This window comes from Bradyrhizobium sp. WSM3983 (assembly GCF_000473045.1).
GTDB lineage: Bacteria > Pseudomonadota > Alphaproteobacteria > Rhizobiales > Xanthobacteraceae > Bradyrhizobium.
This window is the reverse complement of record NZ_AXAY01000001.1, coordinates 508,450-527,359: the sequence shown is the minus strand read 5'-3', so window position 1 is coordinate 527,359 and position 18,910 is coordinate 508,450. Positions and strand designations below refer to the sequence as shown.

Sequence of the window (18,910 nt, the reverse complement as noted above, 5' to 3'; positions counted from 1 at the left end):
AAACGTGCAACCGCCCCTCACAACTCCCGTGCATTCGAGAACGCGAACGAGCTCACACGTCGCGTGGTCTCGTCCAGGATCAGCGTGCGCGTGATCGGCGGCTCGGCGCGCTGGGCGCAGTTTTCGCGCTCGCAGAGCCGGCAGTTGACGCCGATCGGCGTGCCTTCCGTCTTCTCCAGATCCATGCCGGCGGCGTAAGTCAGGCGCGTAGCGTGGCGGATTTCGCAGCCGAGGCCGATGGCGAAGCGCGGTTGTGGCAGCGGGTGCGGCGCGACGGGCCGGCGCACCATCTGCGCGATCGAGAAATAGCGCGTGCCGTCGGAAAGCTCGATCACCTGCTTCAACAGGCGATCCGGCGTGTCGAAGGTCGAGTGCACGTTCCACAGCGGACAGGTGCCGCCGAATTTCGAGAACGGGAACGTCCCCGACGAAAACCGCTTCGACACGTTGCCGGCATTGTCGACCCGCAGCAGGAAGAACGGAATGCCGCGCGCGTTCGGCCGTTGCAGCGTGGTGAGGCGGTGGCAGACTTGCTCGAAGCCGGAATTGAAGCGCTGCGCCAGCACGTGGATGTCGTAGTTGAGCGCTTCGGCGGCAGCCAGGAACGTCGGATAAGGCATCATCACGGCGGCGGCAAAATAGTTGGCGAGCGTAATGCGGAACAGCCGTCGCGGCGCGTCGTCGAGCGGGCCGGCGCGGCTGATGATGGTTTCCAGGGCTTGCGTGCATTCGCCCAAGCCCAGCTGGAAGGCGAGCTGGAACGCGCGGCCGGCTGGGTCGACCAGCTCGGAGATCAGGAGCTGGCGGCGATGACGGTCGAAGCGGCGAAGCGTCTCGCGCATCACGTCGACCGGCATGATGCGGGTCTGGATCGAATGCTTTTCGCGCAGGCGCGCGGCGAGCGCGGCATAGAGCCCTTCGGCCGGGACGTTCAACTCGTCGCGCAAGGTCTCGGCCGCCTGCTCGAGCTCCGGGAAATAATTGCGGTTGGCCTCGATCAGCTCGCGCACGCGCTCGACCGGATTGGCCTCATAGCGCGTACCGACGTCGCGATCGGCCATTTGGGCTGCCGCCAACGTCTCGCCCTGACGCGCCTCGGTATAGGCTGCGTACAGCCGTTGCAGCGCATGGGTGACGCCAGGACAGAGCTCGGCGAGGTCGCGCAGCTCCTGCTTGGGAACGTCGATCTGGCGGAACAGCGGATCGGAGAAGATCTCGTTGAGCTCCGCGAAGAAGCGGTCCTCGTCGGCGGTCGCGAGATCGCGCAGATCGAGGTCGTAGGTTTCGGCCAGCCGCAGCAGGATTTGCGCCGTCACCGGGCGCTGGTTCCGCTCGATCAGATTGACGTAGCTCGGAGAGATCCCGAGCCCCTCGGCGATCTGGGTCTGGGACAGCCCCAATTGCTGCCGGATCCGCCGGAAGCGGGGACCGACGAACAGCTTTTTCCCGGACTCGGCGGGCATTTTCAGGCCTCCAGACGCGTTAAGGACAGACAGGCTAACCCATATTTTTGACAATATTTACAATATTACATCTATTACAAGTTCTGATGTTACATGACATCACCATTCAGATACAAGCCCTCTGTACGAACTTCTCTTTCTCGCGTTTAGCTCATGTCACGCATTTCGCAATGCACTGTCAAAAATGTCGAGAGAGAGCACGCAGATGAACTTCCAGCCACGCGGGATCAATGATCAGACCATCCAGGGGCCGGCGTCGTATCAGAGCGAGATTGAGGCCGCCGAGGCGCTCCTCAAGACCAAGGACACCTGGAATGGCGTCACCGCCGAAGCCGTCGCGCGCATGCGCCTCCAGAACCGTTTCAGGACCGGCCTGGACGTCGCCCGCTACACCGCGGCGCTGATGCGGGCCGACATGGCGGCCTATGACAACGATCCAACCAAGTACACCCAGTCCCTCGGGTGCTGGCACGGCTTCATCGCCCAGCAGAAGCTGATCTCGGTCAAGAAGCACTTCGGCGGCAAGACCGATCGCACCTACCTGTACCTGTCCGGCTGGATGATTGCGGCTCTGCGTTCCGAGTTCGGGCCGCTGCCCGACCAGTCGATGCACGAGAAGACCTCGGTGCCGGCGCTGATCGAGGAGCTCTACACCTTCCTCCGTCAGGCGGATTCCCGTGAGCTCAACGACATCTTCCGTTTGCTCGACAAGGCGCGCAAGGAAGGCGACGCGACCCGCGAGAAGGAGCTGATTGCGAAGATCGACGACTTCCAGACCCATGTCGTGCCCGTCATCGCCGACATCGACGCCGGCTTCGGCAACGCCGAGGCGACCTATCTGCTCGCGAAGAAGATGATCGAGGCGGGTGCTTGCGCGCTGCAGATCGAGAACCAGGTCTCCGACGAGAAGCAGTGCGGTCACCAGGACGGCAAGGTCACCGTGCCGCACGAGGTGTTTATCGCGAAGATCCGTGCCTGCCGCCACGCCTTCCTCGAACTCGGCGTCGAAGACGGCGTCATCGTCACCCGCACCGACTCGCTCGGCGCCGGCCTGACGCAGCAGATCGCCGTCAGCCACAAGCCGGGCGACCTCGGTGACCTCTACAACAGCTTCCTCGACTGCGAGGAAATCACTGCTGAAAACGCCCGCAATGGCGACGTCATCATCAACCGCAACGGCAAGATGATGCGTCCGAAGCGGCTGCCCTCGAACCTCTACCAGTTCCGTCCCGGCACGGGTGAAGACCGCTGCGTGCTCGACAGCATCACCTCGCTGCAGAACGGTGCGGACCTGCTCTGGATCGAGACCGAGAAGCCGCATATCGAGCAGATTGCGAAGATGGTCGACCGCATCCGCAAGGTCGTTCCGAACGCGAAGCTCGCCTACAACAACTCGCCCTCGTTCAACTGGACGCTCAACTTCCGTTGGCAGGTCTACGACGCGATGAAGGAAGCCGGCAAGGATGTCTCGAAGTACAACCGCGCCGAGCTGATGAAGCCGGAATACGACGATACGCCGCTGGCGATCGAAGCCGACGAGCGCATCCGTACCTTCCAGGCGGATTCGGCCAAGCGTGCCGGCATCTTCCACCACCTGATTACGCTGCCGACCTACCACACGGCCGCGCTGTCCACCGACAACCTCGCACGCGAGTATTTCGGCGAGCAGGGCATGCTTGGCTACGTCAAGAACGTCCAGCGCCAGGAGATCCGTCAGGGCATCGCCTGCGCCAAGCACCAGAACATGGCCGGCTCCGATATCGGCGACGACCACAAGGAATACTTCGCAGGTGAAGCCGCCCTCAAGGCGGGCGGCGCCCACAACACGATGAACCAGTTCGGCTAACGCCACGCAACAGGAGACTGACAATGACCATAGGCAGCAATTTCTGGGTGATCGGCGGTGAGTTCGGCTCGATGAACTTCCACAAGCTCGTCGAAGGCTCGGCCCAGGTGCAGGGTCCGTTCAAGACCCGCAAGGAAGCCGAAGATGCCTGGCGCTCGGTTTCGGAAGAGAACCGCCACAAGGCCGGCGTCCGTTTCTCGATCGTGGAAGAGCCGTCGCGGGTCTCGGCCTGACGGCTGCCTGACAAAATCTAAGAAGACGTCCAAGGACGGAGGGTCCCATCCGGCGCAAGCCGGGTGGGATCGTCTGTTTTTGGCACAGGTGACGCCCCTGTGGGCGCCGTAAGTATCTGGAATGATGGGCGCTTTGCGGACGTGATGGTTGCTGATAGGTTAACGGCGTCGAGTGAGAACGAGGCCGACAATGTCAGAGCCCGAAACCAGCGGGACCCATCCCAGCCAGCCGCGCCCGGTGCGGCTGCGCGATGCGCTGTTGCGCGCGCGGATCGAGGCCGCCGACCGCACCGGCGTCGTCGTCGATTTGCGCGACGCCGAGGTGGCGCGGCTCGAGATCCTCAACGACGCGCTCGACCCGCTGTTCGCCCAGGTGCCCGAGCAGATCGATCTGTTCGACCGCGGTATCAGCCAGGGTGATACGCCGCGACTCTGGATCGACGTCGTCGCCCACATCATGATGGGGCGCGACAAGCGGATGTACCGCTTCGTCCAGGACACCCGCTTCGGCCGCATCGTGCTCGCCGAATCGCACGACACTTCGGTGATCGTGGACGCCGTGACCGACTATGTCGCCCGCCGCATGATCGAGCGCGAGCGCGCGATGGTGGTGCTGCCCGAGCCGAAGCTGGAGGTCGCGGAGCCGCGCCGCCACTCGCGGGTGTGGCCGTTCGTGTTCGGCTTCATCCTCGGTGTCGCCGGGCTGTTCGGCGTCGCCGTGCTCGCGGCGCTGCGGAGCTGGTGATTGCTTGCCGTCGTCCGTGCTCGCGCTGACGCGCGCGCCTCAAAGCAGCCGCGCGCGCTTGATCTCCCGGATCTGCAGGCCATGATCGATGCTTCGCACGATCTGCTCGCAGTGCCAGCCGGCATTATCCCTTTCGATCGCGAACAGATTGTAGGCCGCTGCCGGATAGCGCCCGTGCGCGAGCGCCGAGGCCGACGGCACGCCGATCGCGGGAATGTTGCCATTGGGGCCTTCGAACCACATCGTCGAGTGAATGTGGTCGTGCCCGTGCAGGATCAGCTCGACGCCATGGCGCTTGAGCAGCGCCAGCAGCGCTGCCGAATCCGTCAGCCGCTTCTGGCGCGCATCGGACTTCAGGGGATGATGCACCAGCAGCACACGGAAGACGTCTTCGGCGGCGAGCTCGTCGAGCACCTGCTCGAGCGCGTCGAGCTGATCGCGTCCGAGCGTGCCCGTCGCCATCAAGGGCGGCGTCGGCACGGCGCTGGAGAGGCTGATCAGCGCAGCCGGGCCGCGCCGGCGCACGCCGGGAAAGCCGACGCCGCCATCGTCGCTGGCAAGGTAGGGCGCAAAGGTCTCACCGAAGCGGTGATACGTTGCGCGGACATAGGCGTCGTGATTGCCGGGAATCGTGGTGACGCGGTCGGGCGCGCCGACCCCGTCGAGCCAGGCGCGTGCCGGCGCGAACTCCGCCTCCATCGCCAGATTGACGAGATCGCCTGTGACCGCGATGTGGTCGGGCGCTTGTGCCTGCACGTCGGCGACCAGCGCGTCGAGCACTTCGCGGCGCTGGTATTTGTGACGGTTGCGCGTCCAGTTGACGTAGCCGAGCGCGCGCTTGCCGGCGAGTTCGATCAGCCGCGGCTTCGGCAGCGGCGGCAGATGCGGGTCGGACAGATGGGCGAGCGTGAAAGGTGCCATGGCGCGCGATTGCCTCGCTATTCCCTTGCTGTAATGGCAAGGTCGCGACGACTGCGCAAGGGACGCCTGAAAGGGCGCGTCAAGAGAGTCTGATGGGGGAACGCCTGGACAAGATCCGACAGAGATTCGAGCCGCTGCTGCGGCATGTCTTCCACGCCTATTTCCTGCTGGTCCGCGGCATGACGCTCGGCGTCCGCGCGGTGGTGCTCGATGCCGACGACAAGGTGTTTCTGGTCAAGCACAGCTACGTCTCGGGCTGGTATCTGCCCGGCGGCGGCGTCGACTATGGCGAGACCATGGAGCAGGCGATGCGCCGCGAGCTCAAGGAGGAGGGCGATATCGACCTGACCGGCGAGGCTGTGCTGCACGGCATCTTCCTCAACAGCCATATCTCCCGCCGCGACCATGTCGCGGTCTATGTGGTCAGGCATTTCCGGCAGGACCGGCTGCCGGCGCCCAATCACGAGATCATCGAATGCGGCTTCTTCGACACCGCTGCGCTGCCGGAGGAGGCAACCCCCGGCACGCGGCTGCGGATCGCGGAAGTGCTTCACGGCAAGCCCCTGATTGCGACGTGGCGCTGAGGGCGAGCTATGCTAGTACCAGTCCGAATGGGCGCCACGGAAACCTGATGAAAGCCGCGAAACTCACCTTCGGCCTGATCTGCCTCGCGATCCTCGCCAGCAACATTGCGACAATGTCGCGCTGGAGCGAGGCGCGCGGGGTCTATGACGACATCTGCTATCTCCGGCAGGCGCATCTGTTCCAGCGCTTTGGCGCCGGTGGGCTCGACACCAATGCGGTCAGGGACGACGACCGTTATTTCGAAGGCAAGTTGAAGCAAATTGCCTTCGCCGAATGGAAGGATCCGATCCGCTGGCCTTGCCACAATCCGATGCCGGACGGCAAGGTCGTGTTGCAATATCCGCCGGGCACCGGCTTTCTGCTGGCGCTGTTTCCAGAAGGCCACCAGGTCGTGCCGCTCTACATTGCCGCGAGCCTGATCGTGTGCGGTCTCGCGCTATCGGGCATTGCCATGGCGCGGACGCTGCCGTCGATCCTGGGCGCAGGCCTGTTCGGCGCGCTTGCTGTCTACCTCATGATCAATCCGGCGAAAGCGAGCTATTCGGTTGCACCGACCATGGCGCTGTGCGCGGTCGCGGGCTTCCTGACGGCACTGTGGCTGGCCAGGGGCAAGCGCAGCGTCCTGCTGATCGCGCTGATCGGTCTCCTGCTCGGCGCATCCGTCAATTTCAGACTGCCGAATGCCTTGCTCGCGGCCGGCTATTTCCTGTTCCTCGGCATTCCCTTCCTGTGGACGCGCTCGCTCGCGATATTCGTGCAGGGCCTCGCCTTCGGTGCCGGCGTGCTCGTCGGCATGGCGCCGACGCTGGCCGCCCAGGCCATCAACGCCGGCAGCGCGCTGGCGACGACCTATGGCAGCGCCGATGTGGTCGCGCCGGCGTTCGACCTCGCGATTCTCGGCCAGTATCTGCGCGACATGCAGATCGTGCTGGTCGTGCTTGCGATCGGCGCGACGCTCTCGCTGTTGTGGTCCGGCGAGGGGCATGAGCGGCAGGGCGCCTTCGTCGTTGCCGGCAACCTCGTCGTCAATCTCGGCTTCTTCCTCAGCCATCCGATCTTCACGCCGTACTACGTCGTGCCGATCGCGATGCTGTCACTGTGGACGCTGTCGTTTGCCCGGCTCTCGCAACCGGCCGAGATGCGTGAGGCTGCATCGGTTGGCTGCGAGCCGGCCAGTCTGGGAGCGCTGCCGCGATGACATCTGCCCAACCCCGCATCGCCGTGCTGGTGCCCTGCTACAATGAAGAGGCGGCGGTCGCGACGGTCGTCGCCAACTTCCGCAAGGCGCTGCCCGCGGCGGAGATCTATGTCTACGACAACAATTCGCGCGACAGCACCGCGGCTGTCGCGCGCGAGGCCGGCGCGATCGTGCGCAGCGAACGGCGGCAGGGCAAGGGTCATGTCGTGCGCCGCATGTTCGCCGACGTCGAGGCCGACATTTACGTGCTGGTCGACGGCGACGCCACCTACGATGCGCCGAGCGCCCCGCGCATGATCGATAAGCTGCTCGACGAACATCTCGACATGGTGGTCGGGCTCCGCATCGACCAGTCGCAGGCCGCCTACCGTCTCGGCCATCGCACCGGCAACCGCATGCTGACCGGCTTCCTGTCCTCGACCTTCGGCCACGCCTTCAAGGACATCCTCTCCGGCTACCGCGTGTTCTCGCGGCGCTTCGTCAAATCGTTCCCCGTGCTGTCCGATGGCTTCGAGATCGAGACCGAGCTCGCGGTCTACGCGCTGGAACTGTCGCTGCCGGTCGCCGAGGTCGAGACGCCCTATTACGCGCGGCCGGAGGGCTCGTTCTCGAAGCTCAACACCTGGCGCGACGGCTTTCGCATTCTCGGGACCATGCTGAAGCTGTACCGCTCGGAGCGGCCGCTGCGTTTCTTCACCGTGATCGGGATCCTGCTGGCGCTGGCCGCGATCATCCTTGCGATCCCGATCGTCGTCACATTCATCGAAACCGGCCTCGTGCCGCGCCTGCCGACCGCCGTGCTGTCGATGGGATTGACGATCGTGGCGATGTTGTCGGTCTCGTCGGGCCTCGTGCTCGATACCGTGACGCGGGGACGGCGGGAGATGAAGATGCTGGCCTATCTGTCCCAGCCGGCGCCGAAAAGGGACTGAAGTCGGGCGCAACGCCCATGGACCTCCACATACGCAGATGCTACTCCGATTCCTGTATTGACGCGTTTTCTGAACGCGAATCGGGATTCACTTCGCTCGAAAAACGCTCTGGTCATATGAACGATCTCTCAATCACCATCAGTCCTGAAGCCCCAGGCGACGCCCAGGCGATCGAGCGGCTGCACGAGCGCACCTTCGGCCCCGGCCGCTTCGTGCTCAGCGCCTATCGCATCCGCGAACACGTCGACCATGTGCGCGACGTCTCGTTCACGGCCCGCATCGGCACGCTGCTGGTCGGCTCCGTCAGGCAATTGCCTGTCATGATCGGTGAGACGCCGGCGCTGCTGCTCGGGCCGCTCACCGTCGAGCCGCCATTTCGCAGCCGCGGCATCGGCCGCATGCTGATGGAGCGGGCGTTGAAGGACGCCAGGGACAAAGGCCATCGCCTCGTGCTGCTGGTCGGCGACGAGCTCTATTACAGCCGCGTCGGTTTCAAGCTCGTCCCCAAGGGACGCGTCACCATGCCGGGCCCGGTCGATGCCGCCCGCGTCCTGGTGTTCGAGCTCGTCGACGGCGCCCTCGAAGGCGTCTCGGGCACGGTCGCGCCCGACTGGAGCAAGGCGCGCGGGTAGTCGAGGCGCGCTATTTCCATCGAGGAATGCCCGAGGCAAGATGCCGTATCGACCCTCTTCGCGGAGGTTGCCGGCATCTTCGAATTGGATCCTGAGAACCCCGTTCGCTAGATGCAGGGCTCGTGACTCACCGGTGCCACACCGACGGCAACACCGTCGGCTGGCGCTGAGCAACTTTAAGCCGAATTCTGAAAGCGGAAAAGCCGGACACGCTATACCGTCGGCGCGGTTTATGCCAAAAACCGCAGGCGAAGCTGACGAAGGATATGTGAGGTTTGGCCGCATCCAAAAAGGGCACCTCGCCCGCGGAACGCCAGAACGGGATTGATCGGACCATCGATCTCCTGGAAGCGCTGTTGCATTTGCGCGCGCCCTCCAGGCTCAGCGACCTCGCCAAGCAAATGGGCGCGCCGCGATCGACCGTCTATGCCATCGCCAACCGCCTGATCCAGGCGGACCTGCTGGAGAGCGTTGGCGAAGGCGGTCAGGTCTATTTCGGCAAGGCCGTGCATCTCTACGGGCGCGCCTATGCGGAGGCCAATCCGCTGCATCGCCGATGCCGCGAAGCCCTCGACCGGCTGGCGACCCAGCATAGTGCCACCGCGCAACTCTGTGCGTTGCGTGGCCGCAAATACGTTGTGGTCGATACAAGGGACGGGTCGGGCCTGTTCCGGATCACGACGGATGTCGGCATCGAGGTGCCGCTGCCGTGGACCGCATCCGGCAGGTTGCTGTTGGATCATATGAGCCCGACAGACATTCGCGCGTTCGTTCCGAAAGAGGATTTCCGCCTTCCGGACGGCCGCGTCCTCGATATCGACGATTTCATCAAGGACGTCGCGCGCGCGCGACGTGACGGCAAATGCGTGACGACGGCGCTGTCCGATCGGTTCACGTCGTGTCTTGCCGCCCCCATCCGCGACAAGAAGGGTGTCGCGGTCGCGACGCTTTGCTTCGTCGTTCCCGCGGACTCGGTGAAGGAGCGCAGGACTGCGCTGCTCGACGACCTCGTCGCCACCGCAACCGAACTCTCGGATCGTCCCTGAATTCAGTCGAGCGGCAGCGCTGCGGCCGATGCACCTGCATCGGGCCGTAGCGCCGTCGTCGCGCGTCCCGGCTGCGGGCCGATCGCGCCCTCGCATGTCCACTCTTGACATCACGCCGCCAGAATATCTAACGTGACGCTATAAGATAATATTGTCCACTATAAGAGACAATGCAACAGCAGGCGCGGCGAAGTTCTCGTTCCCATTCGGGGCGAGAGACGCGAGCCTGCGTTCCAAGCGAGGATTCAAAATGGCGAAGGCAGGCCAACAGGTACCCGGGCGACGCTGGCTGATCGGCTGCCTCCTCGGCGTCGGAATTCTCATCAACTACATCGATCGCGTCGGGCTCTCCGCCGCGACGCCCGAACTCACCAGGGAGCTTGGCCTCTCCGCCACGGACATCGGGCTGCTCGGCAGCGCGTTCTTCTGGACCTATTCGCTGCTGCAAGTCCCCGGCGGCATGGTGCTCGACCGCTTCGGCGTCACCATGGTCGGCCGCGCCAGCACCTTCCTGTGGGCGGTCGCCGCCACCATCACCGCGCTTGCCAGCGGACTTTGGGGCATCGCCGGCGCGCGCCTGTTGCTCGGCGTCGCGGAAGCACCGGCCTTTCCGGCCAGCCAGAAGGCGACCGGCCATTGGTTTCCGCTCGACGAACGCGCGCGTTCGACTGCGATCTTCGATTCCGCCGCCAAATTCTCCAACGTGATCGGCGTGCCGCTGGTCGCCTATGTGATCTTTCTCTACGGCTGGCGCTGGGGTTTCGGCGTCACCGCGCTGCTGAGCTTTCTGTATTTCGTCGCCTACTACGTCATCTATCGAAATCCGAGCGAAGATCCGAAGCTCTCCAAGGCGGAGCACGACTACATCATCGCCGGCGGCGGCACGCCGGAAGGTCCTGCCACGGCGGGGCAGAGCCGCATGCTCGGCTACCTCTTGCGCAACCGCAAGGTCTGGGGCCTGACCATCGGGTTCTCCGCCTATGGCTACACCTTCTATCTCTTCCTCACATGGTTGCCGGGCTATCTCGCCCAGACCATGCATATGAATCTGATGTCGGCTGCGGGCTATTCGACGATTCCCTGGATTTTCGCGACGCTGTCGGACCTCCTGATCGGCGGGTTCCTGGTGGATCATTTGATCACGCGCTGTTACGACAGCACGCGGGTGCGCCAGTCGGTGATCATCGTCGGCATGCTGATGGGGCTTGCCGTCATCGGCGCCGCCTTCACCGTGAAGCCTGGCTGGGCGCTGCTGTGGCTGTCGATCGCGATCTCGGGATTGTCCGCCGCCGCGCCCGTCGGGTCCTCGATCGTGTCGCTGATCGCGCCGAAGGGCGGCGCGGGAACTGTCGGCGGCATTCTCAATTTCACCAATAACATGATGGGTGTGCTCGCGCCGATCGTGACTGGTATCGTCGTCGACTGGACGCAATCCTTTGCCGGTGCCTTCATGATCGCCGGCGTCGTGCTGCTGATCGGTATCTTCTTCTATGTCGTGGTGTTGGGGCGGATCGAATCGATTCCCGATTTCGCCGAAACGCTGCCGCCGGACGTCGTGCCGGCCCAATGAGGAGAGGGGCATGCCCCAAGGTACAAGCCAAAGCAGGGCTAAGGACACGCTCATCCGCAATGCCCGGCTGATCGACGGCACCGGCGCACCGTGGTTCGAGGCCGATTTGCGCATCAGTGGTCGCCACATCGCGGCGATCGGCGGCTCGCTGCCGGCGGAGGGGGCCGACATCATCGACGCGCGCGGATGTTATCTCGCGCCGGGCTTCATCGACGCCCATTGCCATGACGACCTGATCTGCCTGCGCGAGCCTGATCGGCCCGAGAAGGCGTTGCAGGGCGTGACCACGCTTGTGGTCGGCAATTGCTGCTTCTCGCTCTATCCGGCGACCGCAGGCTCCGCCGAGATGCTGCGCCTGCACTTCTCGGGTCTCGCCGGCGAAACCCGGGCGAACGAAGTCTTCGACAGTTTTGACGGCTACCGGCTGGCGCTGGAAGGGCCGGGCGTGGCGCTCAACTTCGTCTCGCTGGTCGGGCATGCCGCAATCCGGCTCGCCGTGCTCGGTTACGACCGCCGCGCGGCGACGGAGCCGGAGATCGCGGCGATGCAGGCGCTGCTCGCGCAGCAGCTCGCCCAAGGCGCCGCCGGCCTGTCGCTCGGCCTCGTCTATCCGCCGAGCGCCTATGCCGACACCAACGAGCTGTGCGCGCTGGCGGAGACGGTGCGGGCTCACGGCAAGCTGCTCACCGCGCATATCCGCAGCTACGAGGCGGGTCTGCTGCAATCCATCGACGAGTTCATCGCGATCCTGCGCGCCTCGGGCGCGGCGGGGCTGCTGTCGCATCTGCAATCGGCGGGAAAGCCGAACTGGGGCGCGATCCCCAAGGCGCTCGACCGGCTCGAGGCCGCGCGCGCGGAGGGGATCGATATCTCCTTCGACATGTATCCGTATCCCGCCGGCAGTTCCTACATGCTGCAATTGCTGCCGCCGCCCGCGCTCGAAGGCGGCATCGACGCGCTGCGTGCGCGGCTGCGCGATCCGGCCGAGCGCGAGGCGCTGCGCATGCTGGTGGAGGAGGGCGATCCCGATCCGCATGCGGCGCAGTCCAAGATCGTGCTGATCGGCTGGCACAATGTGCGCATCTCCGGCACCGGCAATCCCGCGCTGAAGCCGCTCGAGGGCAAGTCGATGGTCGATGCCGCGCGCGAGCTGGGCATCTCGCCGTTCGATCTCATGGTTCGGTGCATCGAGGAGGACCAGGGCCAGACCGGCATCATCATGTTCCAGCTCGATGAGGCCGATCTGCGCGCGGCCTTCACCCATCGCCTGCACATGGTCGGCTCCGACGGCATTCCGCGCCCGGGCACCAAGCCGCATCCGCGCGCCTATGGCAGTTTCCCGCGCGTCGCCGGCCGCCTGACGCGCGAGCAAGGCTGGCTGACGTTGGAAGATGCCGTACGGCGGATGACGGCGATGCCCGCCCAGCGCTTTGGCCTGTCCGACCGCGGCATCCTGCGGCCGGGCATGATCGCGGATCTCACGCTGTTCGACGAGACCATCATGGACAAGGCGACGTTCGAGACGCCGACGGAAATGCCCGCAGGCATCCGTTCGGTATTCGTCGCAGGCGAGGCCGTGGTCACAGACGGACGCAGCACGTTCGCGCGGCCGGGCCGGGCCTTGATCGCGGGATGACGGCCCCGCAAGTCCAATCACCACACACAGGACAAGACCCATGACCTTGAAACGATACGGCGCGGCCGGCGGCACTGGCACCGGCGGCCAGCACCTTCCTTTTGCCCGCGCCGTCGAGGCCGACGGCTGGCTTTACGTTTCGGGGCAGACGCCGATGGAAAACGGCGAGGTGATTGAGGGCGGCATCATCCCCCAATCGCACAAGGCGATCCGCAACCTGCTCGCCATCCTGACTGAAGCCGGCTATGAGCCCGGGGATGTCGTGCGTTGCGGCGTCTGGCTCGACGATCCCAGAGACTTTCAAAGCTTCAACAAGGTCTTCGCCGAATATTTCGGCGCCAATCCGCCGGCGCGGGCCTGCGTGGTGTCGAGCATGGTGGTGGATTGCAAGGTGGAGATCGACTGCGTCGCCTATCGCAGGTGATTGGCGGGCGCTCGCAAAGCGGCGCTGGCGGAGAGGACCAGACGTCGGGGCCGCTAGGGCCCCGACTGGAACAAGCCTAGAACTTGAAGTTCGCAAACGCCCGCACGCCGATGCCGGGCATCAAGACCTCGTCCTTGTTGTAGGAGACCGAATTGCGAATCTTCTCGTTGAGAAGATTGTTGCCGATCAGGCCCGCATACATTTCTTTCGCGCCGATCCAGTTGGGCCCGAGCTTGGTCTTGTAGGTGACCTCCGCCTTCAGAAGGTTATAGCCGGCCGTCGGCGTCTCGGCGATCTCCGCGACATTGCTTTGCGGGAAGGCGTGCAACAGGTTGATGCGCGTCAGCCAATTGGAGTCGCGCCAGAACAGGCCGGCACCGATACGCGCCGGCGGAATCCGGGGAACGTTGGTGCCATCGGTGAAGGTGGCCCGGACGATGTCAAACTGGTCCTCAAATCCCCAGATGCCGCCGTAGAGCGGCCCGACATCGACCTGGCTCTGGAATTCGCCGCCGCGGAAGATCGCGTTCCGCTGCGAATAAACTGCCTGGTTGAGCTCTGCATCGGGCGCTCCGCACGAGGCAAAGTCGCCGTCGCACATCACGCCGGTGAGGCGGCGGAAAATGAAATTGTCAAAGCGCGTGTAGTAGGCGGTTGCTTCAAATCGCAATGGTCCCGTCGCCTTGCGCAAGCCGACCTCGACCGTTTTGGCGGTCTCGATCGTCAGGTTGGGGTTGCCGATGTCGAACGTCGCCGTGGCGTCATGTCCGCCGCGCGAAAACAACTCGGCGGGCTTGGGCGCGCGCTCGACATATTGCGCCGTGAGGCTGCCGACGAGGTCGTATGGCAGGATCTGGATCAAGCCGACACTGCCGCTCTTTGGCGTAAAATGCAGGTTGCGCGCAATGCTGGTCTGAGGATCGCCGTTCGGCAGGAAATCGGCCGGGAAATCGGGCGTCGATCCGCTCAGATCGACATGCTCGATGCGGCCGGCAATCTGGGCCTTGGTCGTGTCGGTGAATTTCAGCTCGTTGAAGACGTAACCCGCTTCGCGCATGTTGCGGTTCGGGTCCCACAGGCCGTTGAAGAGTGTGCCCGGGTCGTCCGGGCTCGGCGCGGTCAGCTCCTGATGGCCGACCTGAAAGCCGAACGCAGTCGTCACCTCCGCAAAGCGTACATTGAACGGCATCAGCTGCGTTTCGACCCGGATCTCCTCCTCCCTGTTCGTGAAGGTCTGCCGGACGCCCAAGGTGGTCAGATCGGCCGGGTCGGCGAGCCCGATCTCGTTGTGGCGGTAATTGGTCGCACCGGCCCAGAATCGGACTGCATCGATTGCCGCCGCGTCCGGCCGGTACTCGCCCTTCATGGTGATCTTGGTCTGATGCGCATCGATGCGGGTCTGGTGGTCGGCGCCGTCGATGCCAGGGATGTGGTAGAGCGCGTCGTTCTGCGTGATCGCCGCGCCAATGAAGCCGCCGAAGAAAAAGTACGAGCCGCCGATCGAGGCGCCGTCCGACCGGGCTGCCGAGTTCGGCTGATGGTTGCCGACAGGCCGCGTATTGTCGAACAGATAGGGATAACCCGGAATGTAGTAGTCGGAGGTGTTGCGGCCGTAGGCGTCGGCATGGACGGCGAAGTTGTTGCCGCCGCCGTCGAGCAGGATACCGCCCTCGACGCCGCGGTTGACGGAGTCGAATGAGGTGCGGGTCTCGGCCGTGACGCAGGGCGAGGTTTGCGCTGACGCCAGCGGTGCCTTGACTGGCAAGCCGTAACTTTGGAAGGGCGCGGCGGCGCAAGACGGCACCGCGTCGGGAATCCGGTTGTTGGTGGCGGCGACGACACCGCCGATCGACTGTGATCCATAGCGAAGCGCCGCGGGCCCACGGATCACTTCCACCTGGTTGGTCGCAAGGGGATCGATCGGAACGAAATGATCTTCGCCGAGATCGGATGCGCCGCCGGCATTGGTGCCGTTCTCGAGGATACCGACGCGGTTGACGTCGAGACCCCGGATGATCGGCCGGCTGGAAGCGCCGGGCGCAAAGCTCGAACCGGTGATGCCGGGTTTGGAGAACAGGAGATCGCCAAGCTGGGCGCCACCCTCCCTGCGGATCTCCTCATTCGGCACCACCGTAACTGTTGCGAACTGGTCGGTCACGATCGGCAGCACGCCCTGCTGGGGTGCCGCGGCAACAGTTGCGGCAGCTGGCGTCGCCGGTTGCGGTTGCGGAGTGCGGGCCCTGCGTGCGACGCGTGGGGCAGCAGTACGCGACGGCACCGCGACCGGGTGTCGCCGCACGATCGGACTCGGCGCCGTAACCGTTACGGAGGGGAGCTCGGCTGGCGCCGCGTCTTGTGAGATCGCCGGCGTCGCGCCGGCACACAGCATGAGCAGACTCGCTCCGCCCAAATGCTGCGCGCGTCTTGAAAAGAATATCATTGTCCCAATCCCCGTCTCAATTCCCACTCAGGCGCCGATCGGAATGGTCGATCGGTGGTTTACCTGCCGTCGATGCACAACGGAATTCCACTTCGATTGCTCTTGCAGGTTTCGTCCGCGTGTGAGGCGGCACCGGCGCGAGCGTGATCAAATATTGGAAGTCAGGACACAGGAGGGGCGCGGGGCTGGAACGCCCGGCCCGCCGATTTCAGATGGATGAATTCGGCGTCGGTGGTGAGGTAGAGGAGTTGAACGGCCTGCGGCAGTTCGAGCAACGGAGGTGTGGCAAACACGACCGTGCCCGCCATCGCGACCATGGCACAGATTGCGCAATTGTCTTCCGCCGGGTGCTCCCGGTGGGGACCGGCCGGAGACTGCTTGTCGACCGACACGTGATCGATCGCCGTACTGCGTTTGTGACTGTCAGCTTGTTGTTGTGACGAGTGAATGACGGGGGCAGCCTGGGCGAACCCGTGACTGTGGCCGAACGTCAGCACAAGCTGCACCAGCAGCGCGAACAGCGCGAGCCGGGCACCGTGCTGAATGTTCGACCGAACCCACATCATATGAAAATGCACCCCGCCGCCGGCAGAATTCCTCTGCCAACTGAATTACAGTCGCAGGGCGACTTGACCGATGTCAACCTTGGCCGAGCCGCTAAACTCGTTCGACAAAGCGATGTGATATTCCTGCAACTTCGGATGTCGCGCATCACGCCACTTGCCTGTCCCAACTGGGAAATGGATCGGGGAGATGACACCAGGCATCTGGCGTGAAAGCATCAATCATGCCGGTCAGTGCGGCGTCGAGTTCGGCGCGGATGGCCATTTCGTCCATCTGATCGGCAAGGCCGATGAACACGATTTCCTGACGCCGGTCGCCCCACAAGCGATCGAGATAGGGTTTCATGCTGTCGTGCCATTCAGGGCTATCCGGCCAGCGCTCGCGCGGCACAGCGGCCCACCACAGGCCGCGCTTGGAGGTCCGGACCATCGCGCCGGCCTGGGCGAGTTCGCCGACAAAGTTGGGGCGGGTCGCCAGCCAGAAGAATCCCTTGGCGCGAACGACGCCCGGCCACGACTTGCTGACGAAAGCGTTGAAGGCCATTGGCGCGAACGGACGACGGGCGCGATAGACAAAAGAACGGATGCCGTATTCCTCGGTCTCCGGCACATGGTCCTTGAAACCGTTCAGTTCCTTGAACCAGAGCGGATGGGTTTGGGCACGCTCGAAATCGAACCGGCCCGTGTTGAGGATGGCGTCGAGCGGGATGCGCCCATAATCGGCGTCGATGATCCGAGCTTCCGCGTTGAGCGAGACAATGATCTTGCGCGCCAACTCACGTTGTTCAAGCGAGGCGGACCCGGACTTGTTCAGCACGACGACGTCGGCGAATTCGATCTGCTCGACGAGTAGGTCGACGAGGGCGCGTTCGTCCTCCTCGCCGGCAATCTCGCCGCGATCACGCAGGAAGTCCTGGCTGGAATAGTCTTTCAGCAGATTCACAGCGTCGACGACCGTGACCATGGTGTCGAGCCGCGCGACATCCGCAAGCGAGCGCCCATCCTCGTCCCGGAAGTCGAAGGTGGTCGCAACGGGCAGCGGTTCGCCAATCCCTGTCGATTCGATGACGAGGTAATCGAAGCGTCCATCGTCGGCGAGGCGACGCACTTCCTTCAGAAGATCATCCCGAAGCGTGCAGCAGATGCAGCCGTTTGACATCTCGACCAGCTTCTCGTCGGTCCGTGAGAGTCCGCCGTCATGCTTCACCAGCGCGGCGTCGATATTCACCTCGCTCATATCGTTGACGATGACTGCGACCTTCATCCCGTCCCGGTTGTTGAGGATGTGGTTGAGCAGCGTGGTCTTGCCCGCGCCAAGGAATCCGGACAGGACGGTGACGGGGAGACGATGGTCTCCCGCGATTTGAGGCTTGCTCATGAACACTCCGGATCAAACGTGGACAGTCGAGGACAGGCTTGCGGGCGCTTCCGCATCGAGCTCCGCGGCGCAACGGGCTTAGATCTCGGTGTAGTCCAGCACCGTGTGCTCCCCGGACCAGATCTTGTCCGCGTCGTAAACTCGCTCCCGACGCCTGGACCTGAAGTCAACTCCGCGAATGACGGCGTCCGTGGTCAGAGCCTTAACTGTCGTCTTGCGGTTGACGGGCAGGCTGAGGATTTCCGCGATCAGAGGCTCGGACATGGCCGCTCCGGATATGTAATGTTATAACATTACATTCAGCTACACCGCCTTGGCCGAGGTCGTCAAGCTGCAATGCATCGCTTCGGGCATCTGCGTCCACTCGTCGAATGTGGGCAACTGCGCGGACGATTGCAGGTTCGTCGAGGGCCCCTCGGTCGCCACATTCGACGCGTCCATTGCGCCCCGATCGCCGGCAAGCGGCCAAGTATGGCGCCGGTGGTTCTTAAGCTGCGGAACCACCAGAAGGGAACAGCTCTCTTGGCAGGAGCGAACATCGGGACGGCAAGGCTCTTCGCCCGGCCCCGCTGCTACGGATTCTCAATCTCTCGATTCGGCGAACACATCATCATGAAACTGATGTCTTACTGCTGCGCAGTCATTCTGCTTTGGTCGCTTGTGCACCGTGCGGAGGCGCATCCCCACGTCTGGGTGACGTTCCATAGCGAAGTTCTCTACGCCGCCGACGGCCGGATGACGGGCATCCGTCATGAATGGACCTTCGACGACATGTTTTCGGCCTATGCGCTTCAGGGCATCTCCCACGCCAAAAAGGGACAGTACACGCGCGAGGAGCTGACCTCGCTGGCCCAGACCAACATGGATTCCCTCAAGGAGTACGCTTATTTCACCTACGCGCGCGCCGACGGCAAGAAGCTGAAGTTCGGCGACCCGGTCGATTATTGGCTCGAATACAAGAGCGCAGCCCTTACCCTGCACTTCACCTTGCCCCTGAAAGCGGCCGCCTCTGCCAACGCCATGCAGATCGAGGTCTACGACCCCACGATCTTCGTCGATTTCGAATTCGCCAAGGACAAGCCGGTTTCTCTGAACGGCGCGCCGCAATGCGCCGTGACCTACGATCTTCCGCACCAGCCGACGCCGGCCGAGCAGGCTCGGCTCAGCCAACTCGATGCCGTGCCGCTCGATTCCTCCAGCACCTATGGAGAAATCTTCGCCAACAAAATTCAGGTGAAGTGCCCGTGACCAGATCCCGCAAATTTTCCTGGGCTGCCTGGACCGTGATTCTCATGTCC

General features: G+C 63.9%; 19 protein-coding genes. 12 read left to right on the top strand and 7 right to left on the bottom strand.

Annotated features, from left to right (window positions below; genetic code table 11):
- Positions 1 to 17 precede the first annotated feature (17 nt).
- Positions 18 to 1,463, bottom strand: coding sequence for a short-chain fatty acyl-CoA regulator family protein (locus tag YUA_RS0102555; RefSeq protein WP_027529238.1), 1,446 nt, complete (start codon positions 1,461 to 1,463; stop codon positions 18 to 20).
- A gap of 205 nt (positions 1,464 to 1,668) precedes the next feature.
- Here YUA_RS0102555 and YUA_RS0102550 point away from each other — a divergent pair, with 205 nt between their 5' ends.
- The 3 genes from YUA_RS0102550 to YUA_RS0102540 all read left to right on the top strand — a co-directional run bounded on the left by YUA_RS0102550 (position 1,669) and on the right by YUA_RS0102540 (position 4,287).
- Positions 1,669 to 3,309: an isocitrate lyase gene (locus YUA_RS0102550; RefSeq protein ID WP_027529237.1), complete on the top strand. Its 1,641-nt coding sequence runs from the start codon at positions 1,669 to 1,671 to the stop codon at positions 3,307 to 3,309.
- 23 nt (positions 3,310 to 3,332) lie between these two features.
- Positions 3,333 to 3,542, top strand: a complete 210-nt coding sequence (locus tag YUA_RS0102545) for a hypothetical protein (RefSeq protein ID WP_027529236.1) — start codon at positions 3,333 to 3,335, stop codon at positions 3,540 to 3,542.
- Between the two features lie 190 nt (positions 3,543 to 3,732).
- Positions 3,733 to 4,287 (top strand): hypothetical protein, encoded by a 555-nt coding sequence (locus tag YUA_RS0102540; RefSeq protein WP_027529235.1) that lies wholly within the window; start codon positions 3,733 to 3,735, stop codon positions 4,285 to 4,287.
- A gap of 39 nt (positions 4,288 to 4,326) precedes the next feature.
- On the opposite strand, the gene YUA_RS0102535 is transcribed toward YUA_RS0102540, so the two are convergent.
- Positions 4,327 to 5,208 carry a metallophosphoesterase gene (locus tag YUA_RS0102535; RefSeq protein ID WP_027529234.1) on the bottom strand — a complete coding sequence of 294 codons (882 nt, stop codon included), beginning with the start codon at positions 5,206 to 5,208 and terminating at the stop codon, positions 4,327 to 4,329.
- Positions 5,209 to 5,300: 92 nt separating this feature from the next.
- On the opposite strand from YUA_RS0102535, the gene YUA_RS0102530 reads away from it, so the two are divergent.
- The 8 genes from YUA_RS0102530 (at position 5,301) to YUA_RS0102495 (ending at position 13,231) form a co-directional block, all read left to right on the top strand.
- Positions 5,301 to 5,792 carry an NUDIX domain-containing protein gene (locus YUA_RS0102530; protein ID WP_027529233.1) on the top strand — a complete coding sequence of 164 codons (492 nt, stop codon included), beginning with the start codon at positions 5,301 to 5,303 and terminating at the stop codon, positions 5,790 to 5,792.
- 47 nt (positions 5,793 to 5,839) lie between these two features.
- On the top strand, positions 5,840 to 6,991 hold the full coding sequence (locus YUA_RS0102525; protein WP_027529232.1) for a hypothetical protein: 1,152 nt from the start codon (positions 5,840 to 5,842) through the stop codon (positions 6,989 to 6,991).
- Positions 6,988 to 7,923: a glycosyltransferase family 2 protein gene (locus tag YUA_RS0102520; RefSeq protein ID WP_027529231.1), complete on the top strand. Its 936-nt coding sequence runs from the start codon at positions 6,988 to 6,990 to the stop codon at positions 7,921 to 7,923. The genes YUA_RS0102525 and YUA_RS0102520 overlap by 4 nt, the downstream gene beginning before the upstream one ends.
- A gap of 116 nt (positions 7,924 to 8,039) precedes the next feature.
- On the top strand, positions 8,040 to 8,555 hold the full coding sequence (locus YUA_RS0102515; RefSeq protein ID WP_027529230.1) for a GNAT family N-acetyltransferase: 516 nt from the start codon (positions 8,040 to 8,042) through the stop codon (positions 8,553 to 8,555).
- 275 nt (positions 8,556 to 8,830) lie between these two features.
- On the top strand, positions 8,831 to 9,601 hold the full coding sequence (locus YUA_RS0102510; protein ID WP_027529229.1) for an IclR family transcriptional regulator: 771 nt from the start codon (positions 8,831 to 8,833) through the stop codon (positions 9,599 to 9,601).
- A 250-nt stretch (positions 9,602 to 9,851) separates the two neighbouring features.
- Positions 9,852 to 11,171 (top strand): MFS transporter, encoded by a 1,320-nt coding sequence (locus YUA_RS43365; protein WP_051383078.1) that lies wholly within the window; start codon positions 9,852 to 9,854, stop codon positions 11,169 to 11,171.
- A 10-nt stretch (positions 11,172 to 11,181) separates the two neighbouring features.
- Positions 11,182 to 12,807, top strand: a complete 1,626-nt coding sequence (locus YUA_RS0102500; RefSeq protein WP_035970325.1) for an amidohydrolase family protein — start codon at positions 11,182 to 11,184, stop codon at positions 12,805 to 12,807.
- Between the two features lie 40 nt (positions 12,808 to 12,847).
- Complete coding sequence (locus YUA_RS0102495; protein WP_035970324.1) at positions 12,848 to 13,231, top strand: RidA family protein; 384 nt, start codon at positions 12,848 to 12,850, stop codon at positions 13,229 to 13,231.
- A gap of 76 nt (positions 13,232 to 13,307) precedes the next feature.
- Here the strand turns inward: YUA_RS0102495 and YUA_RS0102490 are convergent, their stop codons facing one another.
- The 5 genes from YUA_RS0102490 to YUA_RS49750 all read right to left on the bottom strand — a co-directional run bounded on the left by YUA_RS0102490 (position 13,308) and on the right by YUA_RS49750 (position 18,053).
- A complete protein-coding gene (locus YUA_RS0102490) occupies positions 13,308 to 15,671 on the bottom strand; it encodes a TonB-dependent receptor (RefSeq protein ID WP_027529226.1) in 2,364 nt (787 codons plus the stop codon).
- Between the two features lie 161 nt (positions 15,672 to 15,832).
- Positions 15,833 to 16,237 carry a DUF2946 family protein gene (locus YUA_RS0102485; RefSeq protein ID WP_027529225.1) on the bottom strand — a complete coding sequence of 135 codons (405 nt, stop codon included), beginning with the start codon at positions 16,235 to 16,237 and terminating at the stop codon, positions 15,833 to 15,835.
- Between the two features lie 145 nt (positions 16,238 to 16,382).
- The gene (locus tag YUA_RS0102480) at positions 16,383 to 17,612 is read right to left on the bottom strand and encodes a GTP-binding protein (RefSeq protein WP_027529224.1); all 1,230 of its coding nucleotides are present in this window, start codon (positions 17,610 to 17,612) and stop codon (positions 16,383 to 16,385) included.
- Positions 17,613 to 17,690: 78 nt separating this feature from the next.
- Positions 17,691 to 17,876 carry a hypothetical protein gene (locus YUA_RS0102475; protein WP_027529223.1) on the bottom strand — a complete coding sequence of 62 codons (186 nt, stop codon included), beginning with the start codon at positions 17,874 to 17,876 and terminating at the stop codon, positions 17,691 to 17,693.
- A gap of 39 nt (positions 17,877 to 17,915) precedes the next feature.
- On the bottom strand, positions 17,916 to 18,053 hold the full coding sequence (locus tag YUA_RS49750; protein WP_156947037.1) for a hypothetical protein: 138 nt from the start codon (positions 18,051 to 18,053) through the stop codon (positions 17,916 to 17,918).
- A 171-nt stretch (positions 18,054 to 18,224) separates the two neighbouring features.
- Here YUA_RS49750 and YUA_RS0102465 point away from each other — a divergent pair, with 171 nt between their 5' ends.
- A complete protein-coding gene (locus YUA_RS0102465) occupies positions 18,225 to 18,860 on the top strand; it encodes a DUF1007 family protein (protein WP_035970321.1) in 636 nt (211 codons plus the stop codon).
- Positions 18,861 to 18,910: the final 50 nt, after the last annotated feature.